This window comes from Halopenitus sp. POP-27 (assembly GCF_029889855.1).
GTDB classification, from domain to species: domain Archaea; phylum Halobacteriota; class Halobacteria; order Halobacteriales; family Haloferacaceae; genus Halopenitus; species Halopenitus malekzadehii.
This window is the reverse complement of the sequence record NZ_JARANU010000011.1, coordinates 71,108-90,709: the sequence shown is the minus strand read 5'-3', so window position 1 is coordinate 90,709 and position 19,602 is coordinate 71,108. Positions and strand designations below refer to the sequence as shown.

Genomic DNA, 19,602 nt, shown 5'->3' with positions numbered 1-19,602 from the left:
ACGGTCGAGCCCCTGCTGGGAATACCCGTCGAGAGTGGCTCCGACGCGGCGCCGCGGCGGTCGCAGGCGTGAGCCTGCTCGCGGGTTGTGCCGCGACCGGGGAGGACGCCGACTCCGAAGGATTGTCGAGCGACGGGGCCGAGTCGACCCCCACCGGCGGCTGGACCGCCTCGCTCGCACCCGCCGGCGAGGTGCGTGGCGAGTCAGTCCCCCGATCGATCGCGGTCTACGACCTGCTGCACGCCGATATGGCGGTCGCATACGGTGCGGCGGACGCGGTGAACTCGCTCGGATTCGACGCCGCCGTCGACGGCGCTACGCTTGCGGCCTACTACGAGCGTCTCGATGGCGTCGACGTCGACTGGGACGGTCTCACGCAGCTGAACGACGGAACCAACGGGGTCCAGGTCGACGCCGAACTGCTCTACGAGCTCGACTCGGACCTCCACCTGATCGACCCCGCGCTCGTCACCTCCTTCGAGGGCTGGGAACGGACGGACGTCGAGACGATCGGAACGGACGTCGCGCCGTGGATCGGCAATTACTACGGTCGCACGCGTGGCGACCCGCCAGGATCGTGGGCGGCCGACTACGAGTACTACACCCTCTGGGAGGTCGCCGAGCGCGTCGCACCGGTCTTCGACGCCGAGGACCGCTTCGGGGCGCTCGCGTCCGTCAGGCACGAATTGGTGTCCACGATCGAGACCGAGCTTCCGCCCCCGGCGGAGCGCCCGACGGTCGCGATGGCCTTTCTCATGGACGGGACGTTCTACCCGACCGCGATCGACGCGCCGGGGTACGCGAGCGCCCACGTCCGGCCGTTCGGCGTCACGGACGCGCTTGCGGACGATGCGGGTGATATCGGGTCGGGATACGGCTACGAGGCGATGCTCAAGTTTGATCCCGACGTGCTCCTCGTCCCGTACGGCCTGGCGTCCTACTACTCGGTTCCGGAGATCCGCGAGACGCTCGCTGCCCACCCGGTCGGCCGCGAGATCACGGCCGTCGACGAGGGACGCGTCTACCCCTCGGGCGTCCCGATGCAGGGACCGATCGTGACCCTGTTCCAGACCGAGATGACCGCGAAGCAGCTGTTTCCCGACCGGTTCGGCACCTGGCCCGACTACGACGGGGGCCCGTATCCGAAGATCCCCGAGGACGAGTGGCTCTTCGACCGCGATCGCGTCGCGGAGGTGGTTCGAACCGATGGCTGAGGCCTCCGGGGACGCGGGGACGACCGAGGCGACGCGATCGACTCTCCGCGACCGGCTGCGAGACGTGGTCGCGCTCGTCGACGGGTCGCTGTCGAGCGTCGCGCTCGTGAGCACCGCGATCGTCCTCGTGGGCGGGCTCGTACAGGTGAGCTTCGGAACCTACACGATGACGGTCGGGCAGGCCTGGAACGCGGTGTTCGACCCGGCGGTGTGGTCGAGCCCGGGGCTGCTCGCGCGCTTGTTCCTCGGCGAGACGATCGCGGGCTGGCTGGTCGGCCACTTCGGGTGGCACCTCGACGTCGAGTTGGCACACGAAACGATCATCGTCTGGAACGTCCGCCTCCCGCGCGTGCTCGTCGGGGCCTTCGTCGGGATGTGCCTGGCCGTCTCGGGCGCCATCTTCCAGGCGGTCACGCGGAACGAACTCGCCAGCCCGTACATCCTCGGCGTCTCCTCGGGAGCCGGGCTCGCCATCCTGTTGACGCTCGTGGTCTTTTCGGGAATGGCGACGTTCCTGCCGGCCTTTGCGGCCCTCGGGGGGACGGCCGCGTTCCTGCTCGTCTACGCGATCGCCTGGCAGGGCGGCACCTCGCCGGTCCGGCTCGTGCTGGCGGGCGTGATCGTCGGGACCGTCTTCCAGTCGCTCCAGACGGGGATCTTCTTCTTCGCCGACGACGTCGGCGTCGTCCAGTCCGCGATCGCCTGGACGACGGGCTCGCTGACCGGAACCGACTGGGAGCAGGTGCGGATCGTGCTCCCGGTCACGCTGCTCGTGAGCGTGCTCGCACTCGCGGGCGCCAGACAGCTGAACGTGCTGTTGCTCGGCGAGCGGACCGCGCGCTCGCTCGGGATGTCCGTCGAGCGCGTCCGGTTCCTGCTGTCCGCGGTGGCGATCCTCGCGGCCGCGGGCGCCATCTCGGTGGCCGGGATCGTCGGGTTCGTCGGCCTGATCGTCCCACACATGGTTCGCACCGTCGTCGGGTCGGACTACCGCCGGCTGATCGTCGGCTGTCTGTTCGTCGGTCCCGCGCTCGTCGTCGGCGCCGACGTCGGGGCCCGCCTGGCGTTCGATCCGATCCAGATCCCCGTCGGGATCGTGACCGGGGTCGTCGGCGGCCCGTACTTCCTCTACCTGATGCGCCGGACGCGACACCTGGGTGAGTTATAAATGACGGGGAACGACCGCTCCACGACACGGCCGGCGGACGAGCACGCGAACGGGGATGAGCACGCGGACGGGGACTCACGATCGAACGGAGACCAGCACGCGGACGGGGACTCACGATCGAACGCGGCTGGGCTGGCGGACGATCGAACACGGCCGACCGACATAGCCGCGTCCGATCCCACCGCAAAACCGTCCGCGATCCACGGGGAGACGCTTCGGATCGGCTATCCCTCGACCGAGGAACCGGTCGTAACGACCGAACGCGTCGACGTTCCCGCCGGCGAGGTGACGGCGCTCGTGGGGCCGAACGGCTCCGGCAAGTCGACGCTGTTGAAGGCGCTGGCCAAGCAGCTCGAGCCGGAAAGCGGGTCGGTGCTTCTCGACGGCCGCGACGTCGCCGAGTACGGACCCAAGGAGTTCGCACGGGAGGTCGGCCTCCTCGCCCAGGAGAACGAGGCGCCGGGCAGCACGACCGTCGAGGAGCTCGTCTATCACGGTCGGTACCCGCATCGCGGGTTCTTCGAGGCCGTCTCGACGGCGGACGACGAGGCGGTCGACCGGGCGATCGACCTCGCCGGCGTCGACCACCTCCGGGAGTCGCCCGTGAGCGACCTCTCGGGCGGCCAGAAGCAGCTCGTCTGGATCGCGATGACGCTCGCCCAGGAGACGGACGTCCTGCTGCTTGACGAGCCAACGACCTACCTCGATCTGCGCCACCAACTGCAGGTGATGGAGGTGATCCGCGAGCTGAACGCCGAACGCGGCGTAACCGTCGCGGTCGTCCTCCACGACCTCTCACAGGCGGCCCGCTTTGCCGACAACCTCATCGCGATGAAGGACGGGGGCATCTACGACTGGGGCCCGCCTCGGAAGGTCGTCACGGAGGCCCTGCTCGAGGACGTCTTCGGCGTCGCCGCCACCGTCGACGGCGACACGCCTGAGGGGCCCACCATCACGCCGCACCGACCGGTCGATCGGGGGGACGACGAGTCGTAACTCGGGCGGATCAGGGGTCCGACGTGGTGAGCGGCGCAAGCGTGCCCGCTACGGGACCCCTTCCCGCGCGCCGATCTCGCGATAGATCCAGATCGCGGCCACGTGGGCGCCGAGGAACAGCAGGAACCCGACGACGAGCCCGGCGAGCTGAACGTCCCCGAGCCCGCCCGGGACGAACACCGACAGGGCCGCGAGCGCGACGCCGAACACGAGCGCGCTGAACGCGCCCGCCAGGAGATACACGCCCAGGTCCGAGGTCAGGAAACGCTTCACGACGAGTGAATCGGGGCGGCGGCACCAAAACGACGACGGTTTTCGCCGATCGATCCGGGTGCGACCCCGTCTCCGGATCGCGGAACCGACCTCAGAGAAGACCGCCGTCGTCGGTCGTCTCGGTGGGTGTGTCCGTTTCAGTCGCGGTCGGCGTGTCGGTTGCGGTCTCAGTCTCGGTCGGTGTATCCGTTTCGGTGGTCGTCTCGGTCCCCGATCCGAGGAGGCCGTCGTCGGACTCGGTTTCCGTTTCGGCCGGCGTGTCGGTTCCACTCGGCGTCTTGGTAGGCGTCGCGGTTTCGGTTCCGTTGTCGTCGGTTTCCGTCGATCCGCCGTCGCTGCTCGCGTCGTCGGAGCCGCCGTCGCCTCCCGAGCCACCCTCACCGTCGGATCCACCCTCACCGAAGATGTCCGTCTCGATCGTTCGGGTCATCGTGTCGAGCGGGACCTCCACGGTCTCCCCGCCGCCCTCAGAGAGGTCGATCCGGAGGAAGAAGTCGGCGGTGAGCGTCGTCACCTGGTCGTTTTGCAGATGGCTCACCCACCACTCGTCGAGGTGTTCGTTGTCGAGACGGAACGTGGCGTTGATCGTCTCCTCGCTCCGTGGCGGGATGACCGTCGACGTCTCGGTTTCGCCGGACCCCATCTCGATCCCGTTCATCCCGATGTCGTAGCCGATCGAGGAGACGGCGATCGGGACCGATCGGGGGTTGTAGACGTCGAAGGCCATCCGGATCTCCGTCTCCGACTCGGAGATCGATCCCCACTCGCCGCGGGTTTCGCGGATCACGACCACCGGGTCGGGGACGACCGGACTCGACGCGTTCACCGGCTTGTCCTCGGTCGAGTTGAACGCCTCGATGAGCGAGGTGTCGATCCCGCGCTCGACGTTCGGGGCGTCGAACGACCGTCCCAGAAGCGAGGAGTGGACGTCGGCGTGGACCGTCAGCGTCGTCCGCTCGCCGTTTCGCAGGTGACTCACCCACCAGTCGGGGATCCGGGAGTTGTCCATCGCGGTCGTCGTCGCGATCGTGTCGTTCCCGCGACCGAGGGCGACGCCCTCCTTGGTCCCGTTCGCCATCGGGATGTCGTTCATCCGAACTTCGTACTCGGCGGTGAGCCCGCCCGCGGTCACGCCGATCGGGTTCGGGTTGCGGACGTGGATGTCCGTGTGGATCTCGGTCGTGTTCTCGGTGACGGTGCCGAACCCGTTGTCCACACCCGTCACGCTCGGCGCGCCGATCACGCCGGCAGCGAGGCCGCCGCCGACCACGACGCCGAGCCCGACGACGGCGACGAGCGCGAGCTTGATCCCCCCGATCGATCGGATTCGATCCAAACCCATAGCTACTCCACCGTGGCGGCTTGAACGTGTTAAAAGGCGCCGGTTGTCAACGTCGGTCGACGTCGGTCGACGCAGCGTCGACCGGGAGTGAGCGCCCGTCGACGCGGGTGCGGTTTCGGACGGGATCGGCCATCCACGGGGCGGATCCGAAATCATAAGTGAGCGCCGTGGAAGGTTCGGGTATGAGCGAAGGAGCCATCGGATCGGACGTCGGATTGGGAGTCGGGCTGGCCGCCGCCGCGATCGTCGCCATCGGCGCGGTCGTGATGTTCGCGGGCCCCTCACAGATCGTCACCGCGGGCGGTTTCGGCGTGGCAATGATCGCGGCCATCCTGTCGGTCTCGGCGTTCCATCTCTTCGAGTAGCCCGACGAGAAACCGTTTTACGTCGCCGTCGCCTACAGCCGACGATGACCGAATATACGGAGGAAGAACGCCGGATCCTCGCGTACCTCCACGATAGCGCGTCTCGGGGTGAACAGTACGTTCGCTCGAAGACGATCGCCGACGCTATCGGGCTCACCGCCAAGCAGGTCGGCAGCCGGCTCCCGAACCTGGCGGAGAAATCCGACGAGGTCGACATCGAAAAGTGGGGTCGCGCCCGCTCGACCACCTGGCGTGTGTCGCGCTCGACGGCCTGATCAACGGCTCGGCCTCAACAGCTCGGCCTCGACGGCTCGGATCGCCCGGTGTATTCACCGTTCCGGATCCACCCCTTTTTATTCACTGCCACACGTAGCCGGTGGTATGACGGTCCGTGTCTCGCGGACGTTCACGTTCGAGGCCGATCCCGAGGACGTCTGGTCGTTCATTGCCGATCCGGGAAAACGGGCCAGCGTCATCAGCGTCGTCGATTCCTACGAGGTTCACGACGACCGGCGCGCGACGTGGCACCTCCGCCTGCCGATCCCGGTGATCCGGTCGACGATCGACGTCGAGACGACCGAAACCGACCGCGACCCGCCAAACCGGGTGCGGTTCGTCGGCCGGTCGCGGGCGTTCCGCGTCACGGGCGAACACACGATCGTCGAGGAGGACGGGACGAGTCGACTCGAGAACGAGTTCGTCGTCGAGGGACGCCTCCCCGGCGTCGAGCGGTTCTTCGAGCGCAACTTCGAGTCGGAGATCAAGAACCTCGAGCGCGCTCTCACCGAGGACGTCGCGACGGAGACGACCGACTGATGACCGACACAGCCACGACCGACACATCGGCCCCCGACACATCGACCACTCGACTCGCGTGCGTCCAGCTCGAGATCGACGGCGGCACCGTCGAGGCGAACCTCACACGCGCCCTCGAGGCGATCGACGAGGCGGCCGCCGACGGCGCCGACCTGATCGCCCTCCCCGAACTGTTCGACGTGGGGTATTTCGCCTTCGAGACCTACGAGCGTGCGGCGGTGAGCCTCGCGTCCGAGCGCCTCGAGCGGTTCGCCGATCGGGCCCGTCGGCACGGGGTCGCCATCCTGGCCGGCACGGTCATCGAGGACCTCGCCGCCTCGGCGGCCGACGGGCTCGACGTCCCCGCCGAATCGGGACTCGCGAACACGGCGGTCCTGTTCGACGCGACCGGAACGCGGCGACTCGTCTACCGCAAACACCACCTGTTCGGCTACGGGTCCGCCGAGTCGGAACGCCTCGAGCCCGGCGAACGAGTCGACGTCGCCGACGTGGCCGGGTTCACCGTCGGCGTGACCACGTGTTATGACCTCCGGTTCCCGGAACTCTATCGCCGGCTCCTGGATGCGGGCGCGGACCTCGTCCTCGTGCCGAGCGCGTGGCCCTACCCCCGCGTTGAACACTGGCAGACGCTCCCGCGGAGTCGCGCGATCGAGAACCTCTCGTACGTCGCGGCGATCAACGGAAGCGGAACCTTCGAGAGCGGCGACACGCTGGTCGGGCGAACCACGGTGTACGATCCCTGGGGAACCCCGATCGCCACCTGTGACGACGCCCCCAAGACCGTGACGGCCGATCTCGATCCCGACCGCGTCGCCGCCGTCCGCGAGGAGTTCCCCGCCCTCGGCGACCGTCGGATCGAGTGAACCCGGGGCCGGTAGACGGATCGATCGGATCCGAACCGGTGGTGAACGAGGACGGACCGCTCCCGAGTTCCATACATTTATTCGGGATGACGACGTATCGATGGCTGCCGAGGTTTCGACGCTTTTCTCGTCGGAACGTCGGTACTATCCGCTCCCGTCCCGACCACCCGGGTGATGTGAGGACGGACCGTGGTCCGGGATCCGCCACGGCCCGCTCTCCGGCCGCGCACATCACCCATCCACCGCCTCCCGCCATCCTTCCGCCGTCGTTCGTCGCCGTTCGGAGACGTCCACGACCGTGGATGTGTCAGTCCATCAAACTATATGTGGAATGAGACATAATACCACGGATATGGTGGTGGACGAGCGGGATCCGGCCGCGCTCGCGGACGCCGCCGCCGGCGAGATGGAGCCGGCACACCTGTCGGAACTCGACGGCTGGCGGGGGACGTGTCTCCACGATCGGCCGTTGATGGCGTATCTCCAGCCGGACGAACGGCCCGAGTACCTCCTCCGGAGCATCGGGACGGGGATCGAGATCCGTCGCCCGGACGGGACCGAGGAACGTCCCGATGACGTGAACGACGGCGGCAGCACCCGCCGGCAGTTCCTCCTGATCTCCGACTGGGGGATCCACTACGTGGCCGGCCACGAGGACGGCGACAGCCACCGGACGTTCGACTACGACGACGTCGTCGGCGTCGACTGGGAGGAGTCGCTGACGACGGCGACCCTGTCGATCACCGACGGGACCGGAACGACGTATCGGTTCCGAACGAACCCGGACGCGTCCGCGGTGCCCGCGGCGGCGGACTACGTCCGGGGGCGTGCGCCGGCCGTCGATCCGGCGGTCTCGCGGGCCCCCGATCGCGCGTGGTCGCCGCTCGTCGCGACGGGACTGTCCGCGCTGTTCCCGCCGCTGGGGTACGTCTACACGCGCGAGCTCTGGGTCGCCGTCGCGGCCCTGATCAGGATCGTCATCGCGTACGTCGTGCTCGCGGTCGTGTACGTCATCGGCGTGCTGATCTCGGGCGTGATCCTCCCGGGGATCGGTCCCCTGCTGTACACGCTCGCGCTCGTGGCGACGCTCGTGTACGTCCACGTGGGATACGCGAGAGAGACCTACGCCGACACGGTCGCGCTGAACGAGGGCCGGCGCGAACACGGCGTCGTCGACGACGCGTTGGGCGGCTTCGAGGAGGCGGACGGATAGCCGTCGAACCGGTTGACCGACGGCGGATCGTCGCGGTCGTCCGCTAGTCGCCCGCTAGTCGTCCTTCGTCTTGATGTCCGCCGAGAGGCCTTGGGCCATCTGGATGTCCTTCGAGTTGTTGAGCGTCCAGGCGACGCGGTCGGTGACCGCCTCGATCGCCTCGCGGGCGCTCGGGTAGCCGTTACCGGACTTCTTGACGCCGCCGAACGGGAGCTGGACCTCCGCACCGATACACGGGAGGTTGCCGTACGCGAGCCCGACGTCGGCACGGTCGCGGTAGTAGTTGATCTGGCGGTAGTCCTCGGAGACGATGGCGCCGGCGAGCCCGTAGTCGGTGTCGTTCTGGATCTCGACGGCGCGCTCGACGTCGCCGTCGTACTCGAGGAGCGCGACGTGCGGACCGAAGACCTCCTCGTGGGTACACCGGAGGTCGTCGTCGGGGTCCGCCTCGTAGACGAACGGGCCGACCCAGTGGCCGTCCTCGTGGCCGTCGGGGATCTCCGCCTCCGGGAGCTCCGTCCGGTCGACGAGGACGTTCACGCCCTCCTCCCTGGCCAGCTCGTTGTACTTCGTCACTTTCTCGACGTGCTCCGCCTCGATGAGCGGGCCCATGAACGTGTTCTCGTCGAGGGGGTCGTCGACGGCGACCGCCTCCGCCACCTCGACGAACCGCTCTGTGAACTCCTCGTAGACGTCCGTGTGGACGATGAGTCGTTCCGAGGAGACGCAGCGCTGGCCGGTCGTCTTGAACGAGGACATCACCGCGGAGTGGACGGCGACGTCGAGGTCGGCCTCCTCGGTGATCACGATGGCGTTCTTGCCGCCCATCTCACACGCGACGCGTTTACCGGGGACGCCGCCCAGCTTGTCCTGGATCATGTGGCCGACCTCGGCCGATCCGGTGAAGAGGACCGTCTCGACGTCGTCGTTCTCGACGATCGCGTTGCCGGCGTCGCCGAAGCCCTGCACCATGTTGAACACACCGTCGGGGATGCCGGCGTCGTCGAACATCTCGGCGATGATCTGTGCACACCACGGCGTCTGCTCGGCCGGCTTGAACACGACCGTGTTCCCCTCGACCAGCGCGATCGCCATGTGCCAGTAGGGGATCGCGACCGGGAAGTTCCACGGCGTGATACAGCCGGTGACGCCGCGGGGTTTGCGGCGCATATACGCGTCCTTTGCGGGGATCTCCGAGGGGACGACGTCGCCCTTCGGGTGGCGCGCGTCGCCCGCCGCCCACTCGACCATGTGGGCGGCCTCGACGACGTCGGCTTTCCCCTCGCTTATCTCCTTGCCGCACTCCTTGGTGACGATCTCGCCGAGCTCGTCGGTGCGCTCGCGCAGCTCGTGGTAAACGTCCCAGAGGTATTCCGCGCGGTCGATCCGCGAGCGCTCGCGCCACTCCTCGAACGCCTCGTCGGCCGCGTCGACAGCCCGGTCGGCGTCCGCGGGCGTGGCTCGCTCGAACTCGCCAAGCGTCTCGCCCGTCGCCGGGTTCTCGCTCGTGAACGTTTCCTCGCCGTCGCCGGACACCCATTCGCCGTCGATGTAGTGCTGGTACGGTTCCGCCATAGGGGCCACTACGGGCGCGACGGTTCAAAGGTTACCCCCGACCATGGTCGGGACGGGAGTGAGAAGCCGGATGAGCGGCGGGACCTGCGCGGACCGCGGACGGGACCTACTCCTGACACGCGGCGAGCCACTCGTCGGCCCAGCCCTCGATCGCGTCGAAGACGGGACACAGCGACTCCCCCTTCGGCGTCAAGCTGTAGTAGGTCGCGACCGGCGACTCCTCCTCGAGCCGGCGCTCGACGAAGCCGGTTTCCTGGAGGTCGTCGAGCACCCGTGAGAGGGTTCGGGCGTTCGCATCCGTCGATCGTTTCAACTCGTTGAACCGTACCTCGCCGTTCTGGAGCTCGTGCAGAACCACGAGCCGCCAGCGTGAGCCGATCTGCTCGATCGAGTCGACGACCGGGCACGCGCCCGGGTTCGCCGCGGCGGCATCGGTACCGCCGCCTCTATCGGTTGTGGCGTCGGTGGCCTCCGCGGCGTCGGTTGCGGCATCGGTGGCCTCCGCGGCGTCGGTTGCGGCATCGGTCGTCGCGTCGGTTCCGGCGTCGTCGGTCTCGAGCAGTTCCGGGGATGACATCGATGTTACCTGATAACCCTCTTGTCCGGGAACGGATATAAGGGTTCGGTTCGTACAGCAGGTTACACGATGTTACCAGAAATCGCGACGCTACCGGTACAGTCTGCCGCACCGTTCGACGCCCCGTTCGCGGGTGAACTGTTCCTGATCGCCCGGCTCGTCTTCGGCGGCGTGTTGGCGTTCACGGGGATCAACCACTTCCTCGACGTCGAGGGGATGGCCGGCTACGCCGAGATGAAGGGCGTTCCGCTGCCGACGTTCTCCGTGATCGCCTCCGGCGTGCTGCTCGTCTTCGGCGGTCTCGGGATCGCCGCCGGCGCCCTGCCCGCACTCGCCGCGGGCGCGCTCGCCGTCTTCCTGCTCGTGGCGACGCCGATGATGCACGACTTCTGGGCGGTCCCGGAGGACCAGCAGGAGTCCGAGATGACGAGCTTCCTCAAGAACGCCGGCCTGTTCGCGGCTGCGCTCGCCTTCCTCGCACTTGCCACGATCGAGTGGCCCTACGCGATCGGCGTCGGCCTCTTCTAGTCCCGGCCGGATCGCGCCCGGACCGCGCTTGGACTGCGCCCGGACCGCACTCGGACCGCACCCGGACCGCACTCGGACCGCACCACGATCACTTATTACCGTTCCCCGACCACCACCATCCAATGACCGAGACACCGCCGACCACCGGCCTCCACCACGTGACGAACATCTGTACCGATATGGACGAGACCGTCGCCTTCTACGAGGACGTCCTCGGCTGGCATACGGTCAAGCGGACCCAGAACTACGACGATCCGGGGACCAAACACTACTACTTCTCGCCGACGCCCGCCGGCGAGCCCGGCGCCGTCGTTACCTACTTCGAGTATCCGAACTCGCGTGGCGCGCCCGGGCCGGGCGCGAGCCACCACTTCGCGTTCGGCGTCGACGACGAGGCGACCCTTCAGGAGTGGCAGGAGCACCTCCGCGATCAGGGCGTTCGCGTCTCGGCGGTCAAGGACCGAACGTACTTCAAGAGCATCTACTTCAGCGATCCCGACGGGCTCGTCTTCGAGTTCGCGACCACGGAGCCGGGATTCACGGTCGACGAGGACACCCCCGGCGAGACCGAGATCGACCCGTTCGAGGAGGGGTACGAGAACTGATGGCTGACGGCGACGCATCCGGGAGGATCGACGCCGACACGGACGGTACGGACGAAACCGACGGAACGGACGACACGGATGACGCCGAAACGGACGCCGACACGACTCGCCGCGTCCGCGGCGGGGAGCCCGACGCGTTCGGCTCGCCGTACCGGCTCCTCTCCGGATCGGTCGGTCCGCGGCCGATCGCGTGGGTCTCCTCGCGCGGACCGGCCGGCGAGAACCTCGCACCCTACAGTTTCTTCACCGTCGCGGCGGTCGACCCGCCGGTGTTGCTGTTCGCCCCGGTCGCAACCCGGGCGGCGCCGAAGGACTCGCTCGCGAACGCGCTCGAGACCGAGGCGTTCGCGATCAACGTCGTCACCCGCGATCTCGTGACGGCGATGAACGAGACCGCCGCGACGCTCCCCCGCGGGGAGAGCGAGTTCGACCGCGCCGACGTCACCCCCGTCGAGTGCGACCGGATCGACGCGCCGCGGGTCGCGGAGGTGGCCGTGAGCTTCGAGTGCACGCTGTACGACACCGTCGACGTCGGCGGATCCACGCTCGTCCTCGGCGAGGTCGTCTACGCCCACGTCGACGAGGCGGTCACGACCGACGGGAAACTCGACGTCCGAAAGCTCGACGTCGTCGGCCGGCTCGCCGGAAACTGGTACGCCGAGACCGGCGACCGGTTCGAAATCGAGCGACCACCGTGATCGAACGGCCGCCGTGATCGAGCGACAGTCCTGACCGGCGCGGCGGTCGCCGCGAGGGACCTACCTCATCCGCCGAACGCACCGAGGCTTGCCTGCAGGTCGCGTTCGGACCGCCGGTCGGCGACCTCGTGGCCGACCAGGTCCCGGAGGTCGACCGCATAGGTCGATCCGGCACGCTCGAGCACGAGCAGCCGCCCCTTCGTCCCGACGACGCGGCCGGTGAGCATCGTCTCCGCCATCGGCCGGTCCGTGAGATCGAGCCCGTACTCGAAGGTGAAGCGCTCGAGCGCGTCGAACCGGTCGAGCAGGCGCTCCCAGGCGGCCGCATCGACGGTCGCCGCCAGGCCGGCGCGCTTGGTCGGCACCCGAACGCGATCGACGAGACCGTCGACGTCGGCGGCCAGTCCGGCCTCGATCTCCCTGGCTATCCGGCCGTTCTCGACCGTCCGAACGTGGGCGGCCCTGTCGGCGCCCTGCTCCCGGAGGCGGGTCTCGAGGCGCCACAGGCGGGTCACGCCGACCTTGAACCGGGCCGGTGCGAAGGCGGCAAGATAGATCGCGTGTGGCTCGTGACAGTCCATCTCGTCCTTCAAACACGTGCCGGTACAACGCGCACAGACCCAGACGTCGCGGTGGGCCTCACAGTACGGCGCCGCCGGCTCCGAACAGGCGATGTGGGCGCCGTCGTGTATCGTTCCGGCACAGTGCCGCTCGTCGAGGTCGTAGGTCAGTGTGTGGCCCGGGGACAGGTCGATCCGTTCGATCTCGCCGTCACGGTCGGCCACGAGCAGTCCCGCCGGTCCCGGATCGCCGTCCGTTCCGACGCCCGTCTCGTAGCCGACGATCTGCATACGCCGAAATAGGCGAAAGAGGGCTTAGAAGGGTTCGGTTCGTGGAGTGTCAGGAGCGGTCCCCGACCACCACGAGCCGGTCACTCGGCGTGCTCCGGTGCGATCTCCGCGATCAGCTGGCGGGTTGCCCGGCGGACCGCCTCGTGGCTCGACCGGTCGGGCTCCCAGCCGAGCGCCGAGAGCTTCTCGATGGAGAGGCGCATCTTCGGGACGTCGCCGGTCCAGCCACGGTCGCCGCCGGTGTACTCGTAGTCGGGACCCAGCCCGAGTTCCTCGCTCACGATGTCGGCGATCTCGGTCACCGAGGTCGTCGTCCGCGTGCCGAGGTTGTAGGTGGCGAAGTCCCCGTCGGCGTGCTCGAGCACGTGCCGGATCGCGTCGACGCAGTCGGTCACGTGAAGGTAGGACTTCTCCTGGCGGCCGTCGCCGAGGATGGTCAGGGTTTCGGGGTCCGCCTGCAGCTTCTGGATGAAGTCCGGGATCACGTTGCCGCGCTGATGGGGCCCGACGATGTTGGCGAACCGCACGTTCCGGACGGTCAGCCCGTAGGAGTGAGCGTACGTCGACAGCAGGGCCTCGTCGGCGAGCTTCGCGGACCCGTAGATCGAGATCGGCTCGAGTGGCGCATAGTCCTCCGGCGTTGGTCGGGGCGCCTCGCCGTAGACCGTCGAGGAGGAGGTGAACACGAGCGTCTCGACGCCCGCCTCGACCATCCGCTCGGCGACGTTGTAGGTCATTTCGGTGTTCTCCTCGAAGAGCTCACGGTCGTCGTCGTAGTTGGTGTCGGTGTAGGCCGCAAAGTGGAAGACGGCGTCCATATCCGGCGTCAGCGCCTCGGCGACGTCGTCGGGGTCCGTGAGGTCCCCGCGGACGAACTCGGCACCGTCGGGGACGCGGTCGCGGTCACCCTTCGAGAGGTCGTCGATCACCCGCACGAGCTCGGCGTCGTCGACGAGCTCGCTCGCGAGATGACTCCCCACGAGTCCCGCGCCGCCCGTGATCAGCACGCGTGCGCCTGCAAGGTTCATACGCCTCGTCGGCGGGCGTGCCGCAAGTGCGTTGCGTTCCGGGTCGGTCGCGGGGATGGACCGCGGCGTTCGCGTCGGCCACGATCGAATGGCGAAAGCCACTACCCGCAGCCCGGCGAAGCGCGGGTATGCAGGACGCACACGAGGTCGTCGTCCTCCGGTACGGTCATCGGCCGGGACGCGACGACCGGATGACGACCCACGTCGGACTTACCGCCCGGGCGCTGGGCGCCGACCGGGTGATCCTCCCGGACAACGCCGGCCAGTCGGCCGAGACGGTCCGGGACATCACCGACCGGTTCGGCGGCCCCTTCGCGGTCGAGCTTCGCGAGGACCAGCGGTCGGTCGTCCGGAACTGGGACGGACCGATCGCCCACCTGACGATGTACGGGGAACCGGTCCAGTCCGTCGAGGAGGACGTCCGGGGGGCCCACGCCGACGGCCCGCTGCTCGTGGTCGTCGGCGGCGAGAAGGTGCCCTGGGAGCTGTACGAACACGCCACCTTCAACGTCGGCGTGACGAACCAGCCCCACTCCGAGGTCGCCGGGCTGGCGGTCTTCCTCGACCGACTGTTCGCGGGCGCCGAGCTCGACCGCGAGTGGGCCGACGCCGAGCAGGTGGTCGTGCCACAGGCCGAGGGAAAGCAGGTCGTCGATCCGGCGGATGCTCCCGGGGAGAGGACTGTCAACGACCCTCAAACGGACGAGTGAGCGATACCGAACACCCCCACGAATTCGGGGAGGTCCGTAACCAAGTCGGGAAGCGTATTCTGCCAGCCGTCACGAATCTCATCCCGTTTCTCTCCGGGGAGACCGGTCGCGTTACGTTTGGCGAGCAGTGTGGTAGGCGTCGCCGGCGTCGACGCCGCCCCGGCTGCCAGCGGGACCTCCGGTCCCGCCCTGCCGACGCGCTATCGCGTCGAACTCGACCACCTCGAAGGTCCGTTGCAGCTGTGCGAGCGGAGCCGCATCAGGATTGCTGAAGAAGGGGAGATGTACCCGAACTTCGAGACGTGGTTCGTCTCAAACGACGTTGAGCGTGAGGCCCTCTCGAATCCTCTCACGGTGACGTTCGATGAAGGGCAGATCGAAATCAGTCCGATTGAACTCCAAATCGCATACAAACTCCGGCTTGCGCAAGCTGCAGACAGCCTCAGCGGGAAGGATTTCGAGGATGCACTTCACCTGTACCTGACGTTCGAGGAACGATTTAACACGGAGCAGCTCGAAACGTATGTCAACGAGCTTGGAGTGGAGGACTACTATGCTGAACTCAAACGCGTTTGAAGACGATCATCGGCGAAATACCGAGCAACGGCGCGCGATGATCAAACAGTGGGCCGAGTACGTTCGGACGCACGACGATAGCGAGTGGTCACGCCAACAGAATCGGCTCATCGACTCACAGCTCCAGTCGGCTAACGAGATGGCTGCGGCTGGCGACATAGATCCCGTTCGGTTCGCGGCCGCTCGCGATCGGCTGCGTGATCGATGACCGACGAGGCTGCGCTTTCGCAGGAGATCGCGGCCGCGTACGACGATGACGAAATCACTGGCGACCAGCAGGATGCTCGTCGGCGCCGAAGCGGCGGCGAACCTCTGGGTAGTCAACTACCCCACCCTACTTCGCTCACTCTATCTCTCTACGAGTTGCGCTGCTAGAGTTTCGAGTTCGTCGGTTTCGTCGATCGCGCTCAGCCATTGATCCGGAAGCTGTGACGCCCCGAACCGCGCGCCAGCGGCTGCACCAGCAATCGCCCCAATCGTATCGGTATCACGGCCGCGATTCACGGCAGTCACAATCGCCTCCTCAGCACTCTCCGCGACCAACCATCGTGGAGTGCCGTCTGTGGCGACTGCACGACATACCCTGACGTTTCCAGTGTGCCGGGAGCTCACCACGAGCGAGCGGTTGGAGGGCCGTCACGAGATCATCGGGCGCGTCCGAATCGACGTGGTCGAGTGCATCCTGTCAGGAACACCCAACCCGGTCCGCTACCGCGACCGCTTCGAGCGAAGGCGTGCGATCCGGAGACGGAGCTCCTGCCGGCTCGTCCCGCGGATGCGGCGCGTGACGAGATCGCCCATCGGGACGACCGAGAGTCGGTCGAGCGAGGGCGGCCAGTCCCGGTTGCCGCTGGCGTCGCGGGCGTCCTGGAGTGCGTCCGCGATCGACGCCGCGTCGATCGATCCGGTTCCGTGGATCCCCGAGGCACCGACCCGGGCCGTGGCGGCGTCGGTGCGGGAGCGCCCCCGGCCGATCAGGAGCCGGTCGCCGAGCGCGAATGGCACCCATAGCGGGGCGATCGCCACGAGCAGGAGCCCGCCGGCGAGCGCGTACGCGATCCAGGGGATCGACCGGTCGCCGCGGTCGCCGGCGCCCAGCATCCGTGGTCGCTCGGACTCCGCACTCCGGTCGGCGCCGCCCGCTCCGTCACGCCGCGAGAGGAGCTCGGCCCCCAGCAGCGTCAGCACCTCGACGACCAGCGCGGGAACCAACAGCGCGGTCGCGAGCCGTGCACGGCGAGAGCTCCCGCGGAGCAGCGCGTGCGTAACCAATGCGTCGAAATCGGGATCATCGAGCTCGACCAGTCGCGTTGGAACGACGAGCGTCGTCCCCGTGTGGGTCGCGACGACGCCGACGTTCATCGCGCGCCGGTCCACGACGCGAACGTCCGGCCGGTCGATCCGGGCGGCGTCGGCCACGTCCGCGACGCGCTCGACCAGCGCGTCGACCGTTGGATCCCCGGTGGAGGCGGTATCGCCCGCGGATGCGGAATCGCTGGATGACGGCGCGTCGCCAGGGGACGTCGCCCGCGCGTCGATCGCACGGTCGACGATGACCGGGCCGAGCGCGTACGACCCACCCAGACCGACGACCGCCGCGATCACAACGGCCATCCCTCGTCCGATCGGACCGTCCGTCACGATCGTCGCGACGAGGACCGCCGGGCCGCCAAGGAGGACGATCGGCACGAGCGCGAGCAGCACCGCGCCCACAAGTTCGGCTCGCGAGGGCGACTCCGTGGCGATCGCGGCCGTCCCGGATCGATCCCCTTCGGCCCGACCCGTTCGGGACTGATCGACCCCGGACCGACCGCCGTCCTCGTCGACGTCGGACATACCCACGGGGTCGACCCGTCGCCACAAGAGTCTGCCGACGTCGCTCGGGGGCAGCGTGGGACGCTTCCGACCGCGCCGGCAGCCCCGCTCTATCGCTTCGATCCTTTTAAACGACTGCCGGGCGGAATACACCGCAATGGCTTTTGAGGATCTGTTGAACGACCCCGTCATCCAGAAGTACCTCCACGAGCTGGTGGGACCGACGGGAATGCCGGTGGCGGCTGCACCCCCCGAAGGGGAGGTGACGGACGAGGAGTTGGCCGAGGAGTTGGGCCTGGAACTCAACGACGTCCGTCGCGCGCTGTTCATCCTGTACGAGAACGACCTGGCGACCTACCGTCGCGTGCGCGATGAGGACTCCGGGTGGCTCACGTACCTGTGGACCTTCCATTACGACAACATCCCGGAGAACCTCAAAGAGGAGATGGAACGCCTCCTCGAGGCGCTCGAGGAGCGTGAGGAGTACGAACGCACCCACGAATTCTACCTCTGTGACGTGTGTTCGATCCGCTTCGAGTTCGGCGAGGCGATGGACTTCGGCTTCGAGTGTCCCGAGTGCGGATCGCCGATCGAGGCGATGGAGAACGACCGGCTCGTCGAGGCGATGGAGTGGCGGCTCGACCAGCTGAAGACGGAGCTCAACGCGGACGTGGGCAACTGATGGTCGTCCTCGCAACCAAGTGCTACGTCTCCGGTGACGCCCGTGACCGTGCACTCGACGGAATGGACGCGCTCGTCGACAACACGATCGGCGAGCTTCGCGTCGAGTGGCAGGTCGGCGTCCGCGGCGACGACTTCGTCCAGGTCGACGTGACCGGCGAGGACGCCACGGTCGCCCGGAACGCGCTCGCCGAGGAGTGGGGCGAGATCGTGACTCACGACGAGGGGCTCCAACCCGGCGAGGAGTACGTCGGCACCCTCGAGTCCTGGGACGACGACGGGTTCGTCCTCGACGCCGGCTCGGACGTCGACGTCCGGATCCCCGCCGACCGGATCGGCCTCGGTCGCGGGTCGCCCGCACAGGTCGTCGAGCGGTTCGGCCTCGTCCAGCACCTCCCGATGCGGTTCGTCTACGCGGACGCGGAGGACGGTTCGGATGCCGACTCGGACGCCGAATCGGATGTGGACACGGACGCCGACGCGGACGACGCAACCGATGACTCCACGACGGCAACCTCCCGGATCGCTGACGCCGAACGCGACCGGCTCTACGAGTGGCAGCGCGGTTCCGGCCGCGTGACCGTCAACTCCGTGACCCGCGGGGAGGCCCGGGCGACGGTCAACCGCGCCGGCCACGCCCGAGACATCGTCACCGTCGAGCGGTTGGGTCTGCTCGAGCAGAGCATCGTCTGCGGTGAGGGAACCGACCCGCCGGGGCTGCTTGCCGCGATCGGCTCGTACCTCCCGGCGGAAATCCGGTGTGTCGTCTGACCGATCGCCGTCTCCATCCACATCCGTGAATCGACGATTCATCCTGGCGCTTGCGACGGTCGCGCTGCTTGCCGCAAGCGCCGGCTGTCTCGGCTACGTGACCGGCGGCGGCGAGATCGCGAACGAGACGCTTGACGCCGAGCCGCCGGGGGAGTACCCCTGGAGCGCATCAACCGACGTCCGGATCGACGTCCGGAACGACGGGACGTATCTGGCGGTCTACAACACCACCGGACACGAGGAGGTCCGCCTGTTCGAGGAGACCGGGTACGGGACCGAGGACCCGCTCCAGCCGCGAGCCTTCCGATATCGTTACGCGAACGGGACCGTGATCAACGGCACCCAGTTCCGGGCTCGCGGCGGCGAGATCGAACAGACGACCGACGAGGTGTGGGTCCGCTTCGACGACGGGATGACGAACGGGTCCATCGCCTACGCCGGCGACGGGTCCCCCCGCCGCTTCATCACGCGGACGTACATCACCGGCTCCTACACGGTACAGCTTCCGGAGGGGTTCACGACCGGGATCCGGCCGTTCGGCCACGCCTCCCCGAGCGGGTACGAGGTTACCTCCGTCGACGGCCGGGAGCGACTCGTCTGGGAGGAGGTCACGACGTCGGTGGTCGTGGTCCAGGCGTACCGGCGCGGCGACCTCCCGGTCTTCGGCGCGATCGCCGTGGTCGCGATCGTGATCGGAACTGCTGGCTATCTCTACTTCCGGCGCCAACTCACGGCGCTCCGTGACCGTCGCCGGGAGATGGGTCTCGAGGACGTCGAGTCTGATCTCGAGGACCTCGATGACGACGACGGGCCGCCGCCCGGAATGCGGTAGGACCGAACGGTGATCCCCGCGACGGGACTGTCGCCGATCGAGGGGCGTCTTCCGGTTGATGACCACTCGCTCCGGTTGATGACCACCTGCCCCGGTCGACGACCC

General features: G+C 68.0%; 24 protein-coding genes and 1 pseudogene. 17 read left to right on the top strand and 8 right to left on the bottom strand.

Going from position 1 to position 19,602, the window contains the following annotated elements; translation table 11 throughout:
• The first annotated feature begins 68 nt into the window (after nt 1-68).
• From OQF70_RS08570 to OQF70_RS08560, 3 genes are read left to right on the top strand one after another with little or no spacing between them, the layout of a single operon-like run.
• Nucleotides 69-1,214, top strand: coding sequence for an ABC transporter substrate-binding protein (locus tag OQF70_RS08570; RefSeq protein WP_280537014.1), 1,146 nt, complete (start codon nt 69-71; stop codon nt 1,212-1,214).
• Complete coding sequence (locus OQF70_RS08565; RefSeq protein ID WP_280537012.1) at nt 1,207-2,382, top strand: iron ABC transporter permease; 1,176 nt, start codon at nt 1,207-1,209, stop codon at nt 2,380-2,382. The genes OQF70_RS08570 and OQF70_RS08565 overlap by 8 nt, the downstream gene beginning before the upstream one ends.
• Nucleotides 2,383-3,378 (top strand): ABC transporter ATP-binding protein, encoded by a 996-nt coding sequence (locus OQF70_RS08560; RefSeq protein WP_280537011.1) that lies wholly within the window; start codon nt 2,383-2,385, stop codon nt 3,376-3,378.
• 48 nt (nt 3,379-3,426) lie between these two features.
• On the opposite strand, the gene OQF70_RS08555 is transcribed toward OQF70_RS08560, so the two are convergent.
• A complete protein-coding gene (locus tag OQF70_RS08555) occupies nt 3,427-3,651 on the bottom strand; it encodes a hypothetical protein (protein WP_092814793.1) in 225 nt (74 codons plus the stop codon).
• A 91-nt stretch (nt 3,652-3,742) separates the two neighbouring features.
• The gene (locus tag OQF70_RS08550) at nt 3,743-4,993 is read right to left on the bottom strand and encodes an LEA type 2 family protein (RefSeq protein ID WP_280537009.1); all 1,251 of its coding nucleotides are present in this window, start codon (nt 4,991-4,993) and stop codon (nt 3,743-3,745) included.
• A gap of 182 nt (nt 4,994-5,175) precedes the next feature.
• Here OQF70_RS08550 and OQF70_RS08545 point away from each other — a divergent pair, with 182 nt between their 5' ends.
• The 5 genes from OQF70_RS08545 to OQF70_RS08525 all read left to right on the top strand — a co-directional run bounded on the left by OQF70_RS08545 (nt 5,176) and on the right by OQF70_RS08525 (nt 8,250).
• Nucleotides 5,176-5,358 (top strand): hypothetical protein, encoded by a 183-nt coding sequence (locus tag OQF70_RS08545; RefSeq protein WP_280537007.1) that lies wholly within the window; start codon nt 5,176-5,178, stop codon nt 5,356-5,358.
• Between the two features lie 44 nt (nt 5,359-5,402).
• Nucleotides 5,403-5,633, top strand: a complete 231-nt coding sequence (locus OQF70_RS08540) for a hypothetical protein (protein ID WP_092814802.1) — start codon at nt 5,403-5,405, stop codon at nt 5,631-5,633.
• Between the two features lie 106 nt (nt 5,634-5,739).
• Nucleotides 5,740-6,174 carry an SRPBCC family protein gene (locus tag OQF70_RS08535; protein ID WP_280537005.1) on the top strand — a complete coding sequence of 145 codons (435 nt, stop codon included), beginning with the start codon at nt 5,740-5,742 and terminating at the stop codon, nt 6,172-6,174.
• Nucleotides 6,174-7,037: a carbon-nitrogen family hydrolase gene (locus OQF70_RS08530; protein ID WP_280537004.1), complete on the top strand. Its 864-nt coding sequence runs from the start codon at nt 6,174-6,176 to the stop codon at nt 7,035-7,037. The genes OQF70_RS08535 and OQF70_RS08530 overlap by 1 nt, the downstream gene beginning before the upstream one ends.
• A gap of 352 nt (nt 7,038-7,389) precedes the next feature.
• On the top strand, nt 7,390-8,250 hold the full coding sequence (locus OQF70_RS08525) for a hypothetical protein (protein WP_280537003.1): 861 nt from the start codon (nt 7,390-7,392) through the stop codon (nt 8,248-8,250).
• A gap of 54 nt (nt 8,251-8,304) precedes the next feature.
• Here the strand turns inward: OQF70_RS08525 and OQF70_RS08520 are convergent, their stop codons facing one another.
• Complete coding sequence (locus tag OQF70_RS08520) at nt 8,305-9,825, bottom strand: aldehyde dehydrogenase family protein (protein WP_280537001.1); 1,521 nt, start codon at nt 9,823-9,825, stop codon at nt 8,305-8,307.
• 106 nt (nt 9,826-9,931) lie between these two features.
• Entirely contained in the window at nt 9,932-10,402 is a 471-nt protein-coding gene (locus OQF70_RS08515) for a helix-turn-helix domain-containing protein (RefSeq protein WP_280536999.1), read from the bottom strand.
• 69 nt (nt 10,403-10,471) lie between these two features.
• On the opposite strand from OQF70_RS08515, the gene OQF70_RS08510 reads away from it, so the two are divergent.
• The 3 genes from OQF70_RS08510 (at nt 10,472) to OQF70_RS08500 (ending at nt 12,233) form a co-directional block, all read left to right on the top strand.
• Complete coding sequence (locus OQF70_RS08510) at nt 10,472-10,930, top strand: DoxX family membrane protein (protein WP_280536998.1); 459 nt, start codon at nt 10,472-10,474, stop codon at nt 10,928-10,930.
• Between the two features lie 122 nt (nt 10,931-11,052).
• On the top strand, nt 11,053-11,535 hold the full coding sequence (locus OQF70_RS08505; protein ID WP_280536997.1) for a VOC family protein: 483 nt from the start codon (nt 11,053-11,055) through the stop codon (nt 11,533-11,535).
• Complete coding sequence (locus OQF70_RS08500; protein WP_280536996.1) at nt 11,535-12,233, top strand: flavin reductase family protein; 699 nt, start codon at nt 11,535-11,537, stop codon at nt 12,231-12,233. The genes OQF70_RS08505 and OQF70_RS08500 overlap by 1 nt, the downstream gene beginning before the upstream one ends.
• A 65-nt stretch (nt 12,234-12,298) precedes the next feature.
• Here OQF70_RS08500 and OQF70_RS08495 read toward each other — a convergent pair whose 3' ends face one another.
• Entirely contained in the window at nt 12,299-13,084 is a 786-nt protein-coding gene (locus OQF70_RS08495; RefSeq protein ID WP_280536995.1) for a DUF2797 domain-containing protein, read from the bottom strand.
• An 80-nt stretch (nt 13,085-13,164) separates the two neighbouring features.
• Nucleotides 13,165-14,112 carry an NAD-dependent epimerase/dehydratase family protein gene (locus tag OQF70_RS08490; RefSeq protein WP_280536994.1) on the bottom strand — a complete coding sequence of 316 codons (948 nt, stop codon included), beginning with the start codon at nt 14,110-14,112 and terminating at the stop codon, nt 13,165-13,167.
• Nucleotides 14,113-14,240: 128 nt separating this feature from the next.
• Here OQF70_RS08490 and OQF70_RS08485 point away from each other — a divergent pair, with 128 nt between their 5' ends.
• The 3 genes from OQF70_RS08485 to OQF70_RS08475 all read left to right on the top strand — a co-directional run bounded on the left by OQF70_RS08485 (nt 14,241) and on the right by OQF70_RS08475 (nt 15,606).
• A complete protein-coding gene (locus OQF70_RS08485; protein WP_280536992.1) occupies nt 14,241-14,822 on the top strand; it encodes a tRNA (cytidine(56)-2'-O)-methyltransferase in 582 nt (193 codons plus the stop codon).
• A gap of 129 nt (nt 14,823-14,951) precedes the next feature.
• Nucleotides 14,952-15,398 carry a hypothetical protein gene (locus OQF70_RS08480; protein WP_280536991.1) on the top strand — a complete coding sequence of 149 codons (447 nt, stop codon included), beginning with the start codon at nt 14,952-14,954 and terminating at the stop codon, nt 15,396-15,398.
• A gap of 37 nt (nt 15,399-15,435) precedes the next feature.
• A complete protein-coding gene (locus OQF70_RS08475) occupies nt 15,436-15,606 on the top strand; it encodes a hypothetical protein (protein WP_280536990.1) in 171 nt (56 codons plus the stop codon).
• 140 nt (nt 15,607-15,746) lie between these two features.
• On the opposite strand, the pseudogene OQF70_RS08470 reads toward OQF70_RS08475, so the two are convergent.
• Together OQF70_RS08470 and OQF70_RS08465 are read right to left on the bottom strand one after the other, a co-directional pair.
• Nucleotides 15,747-16,083, bottom strand: a pseudogene (locus OQF70_RS08470) (ADP-ribosylglycohydrolase family protein); the annotation flags it as partial.
• Between the two features lie 23 nt (nt 16,084-16,106).
• A complete protein-coding gene (locus OQF70_RS08465) occupies nt 16,107-17,234 on the bottom strand; it encodes a hypothetical protein (protein ID WP_280536988.1) in 1,128 nt (375 codons plus the stop codon).
• A 136-nt stretch (nt 17,235-17,370) separates the two neighbouring features.
• Here OQF70_RS08465 and OQF70_RS08460 point away from each other — a divergent pair, with 136 nt between their 5' ends.
• Genes OQF70_RS08460 through OQF70_RS08450 form a run of 3 tightly spaced genes read left to right on the top strand, consistent with a single transcriptional unit; the run spans nt 17,371 to nt 19,497 of the window.
• The gene (locus OQF70_RS08460; protein ID WP_280536986.1) at nt 17,371-17,895 is read left to right on the top strand and encodes a transcription factor; all 525 of its coding nucleotides are present in this window, start codon (nt 17,371-17,373) and stop codon (nt 17,893-17,895) included.
• Nucleotides 17,895-18,665: a DUF2110 family protein gene (locus OQF70_RS08455; RefSeq protein ID WP_280536985.1), complete on the top strand. Its 771-nt coding sequence runs from the start codon at nt 17,895-17,897 to the stop codon at nt 18,663-18,665. Before OQF70_RS08460 ends, OQF70_RS08455 begins: the two co-directional genes overlap by 1 nt.
• A 25-nt stretch (nt 18,666-18,690) precedes the next feature.
• Nucleotides 18,691-19,497 (top strand): DUF5803 family protein, encoded by an 807-nt coding sequence (locus OQF70_RS08450; protein ID WP_280536984.1) that lies wholly within the window; start codon nt 18,691-18,693, stop codon nt 19,495-19,497.
• The last annotated feature ends 105 nt before the right edge of the window (nt 19,498-19,602 follow it).

Coding starts and splice junctions, on each gene's coding strand:
- OQF70_RS08565 (WP_280537012.1), top strand. CDS start 1,207: ATGGCTGAGGCCTCCGGGGACGCGGGGACGACCGAGGCGACGCGATCG.
- OQF70_RS08560 (WP_280537011.1), top strand. CDS start 2,383: ATGACGGGGAACGACCGCTCCACGACACGGCCGGCGGACGAGCACGCG.
- OQF70_RS08550 (WP_280537009.1), bottom strand. CDS start 4,993: ATGGGTTTGGATCGAATCCGATCGATCGGGGGGATCAAGCTCGCGCTC.
- OQF70_RS08545 (WP_280537007.1), top strand. CDS start 5,176: ATGAGCGAAGGAGCCATCGGATCGGACGTCGGATTGGGAGTCGGGCTG.
- OQF70_RS08540 (WP_092814802.1), top strand. CDS start 5,403: ATGACCGAATATACGGAGGAAGAACGCCGGATCCTCGCGTACCTCCAC.
- OQF70_RS08535 (WP_280537005.1), top strand. CDS start 5,740: ATGACGGTCCGTGTCTCGCGGACGTTCACGTTCGAGGCCGATCCCGAG.
- OQF70_RS08530 (WP_280537004.1), top strand. CDS start 6,174: ATGACCGACACAGCCACGACCGACACATCGGCCCCCGACACATCGACC.
- OQF70_RS08525 (WP_280537003.1), top strand. CDS start 7,390: ATGGTGGTGGACGAGCGGGATCCGGCCGCGCTCGCGGACGCCGCCGCC.
- OQF70_RS08520 (WP_280537001.1), bottom strand. CDS start 9,825: ATGGCGGAACCGTACCAGCACTACATCGACGGCGAATGGGTGTCCGGC.
- OQF70_RS08515 (WP_280536999.1), bottom strand. CDS start 10,402: ATGTCATCCCCGGAACTGCTCGAGACCGACGACGCCGGAACCGACGCG.
- OQF70_RS08510 (WP_280536998.1), top strand. CDS start 10,472: ATGTTACCAGAAATCGCGACGCTACCGGTACAGTCTGCCGCACCGTTC.
- OQF70_RS08505 (WP_280536997.1), top strand. CDS start 11,053: ATGACCGAGACACCGCCGACCACCGGCCTCCACCACGTGACGAACATC.
- OQF70_RS08500 (WP_280536996.1), top strand. CDS start 11,535: ATGGCTGACGGCGACGCATCCGGGAGGATCGACGCCGACACGGACGGT.
- OQF70_RS08495 (WP_280536995.1), bottom strand. CDS start 13,084: ATGCAGATCGTCGGCTACGAGACGGGCGTCGGAACGGACGGCGATCCG.
- OQF70_RS08490 (WP_280536994.1), bottom strand. CDS start 14,112: ATGAACCTTGCAGGCGCACGCGTGCTGATCACGGGCGGCGCGGGACTC.
- OQF70_RS08485 (WP_280536992.1), top strand. CDS start 14,241: ATGCAGGACGCACACGAGGTCGTCGTCCTCCGGTACGGTCATCGGCCG.
- OQF70_RS08475 (WP_280536990.1), top strand. CDS start 15,436: ATGATCAAACAGTGGGCCGAGTACGTTCGGACGCACGACGATAGCGAG.
- OQF70_RS08465 (WP_280536988.1), bottom strand. CDS start 17,234: ATGTCCGACGTCGACGAGGACGGCGGTCGGTCCGGGGTCGATCAGTCC.
- OQF70_RS08460 (WP_280536986.1), top strand. CDS start 17,371: ATGGCTTTTGAGGATCTGTTGAACGACCCCGTCATCCAGAAGTACCTC.
- OQF70_RS08455 (WP_280536985.1), top strand. CDS start 17,895: ATGGTCGTCCTCGCAACCAAGTGCTACGTCTCCGGTGACGCCCGTGAC.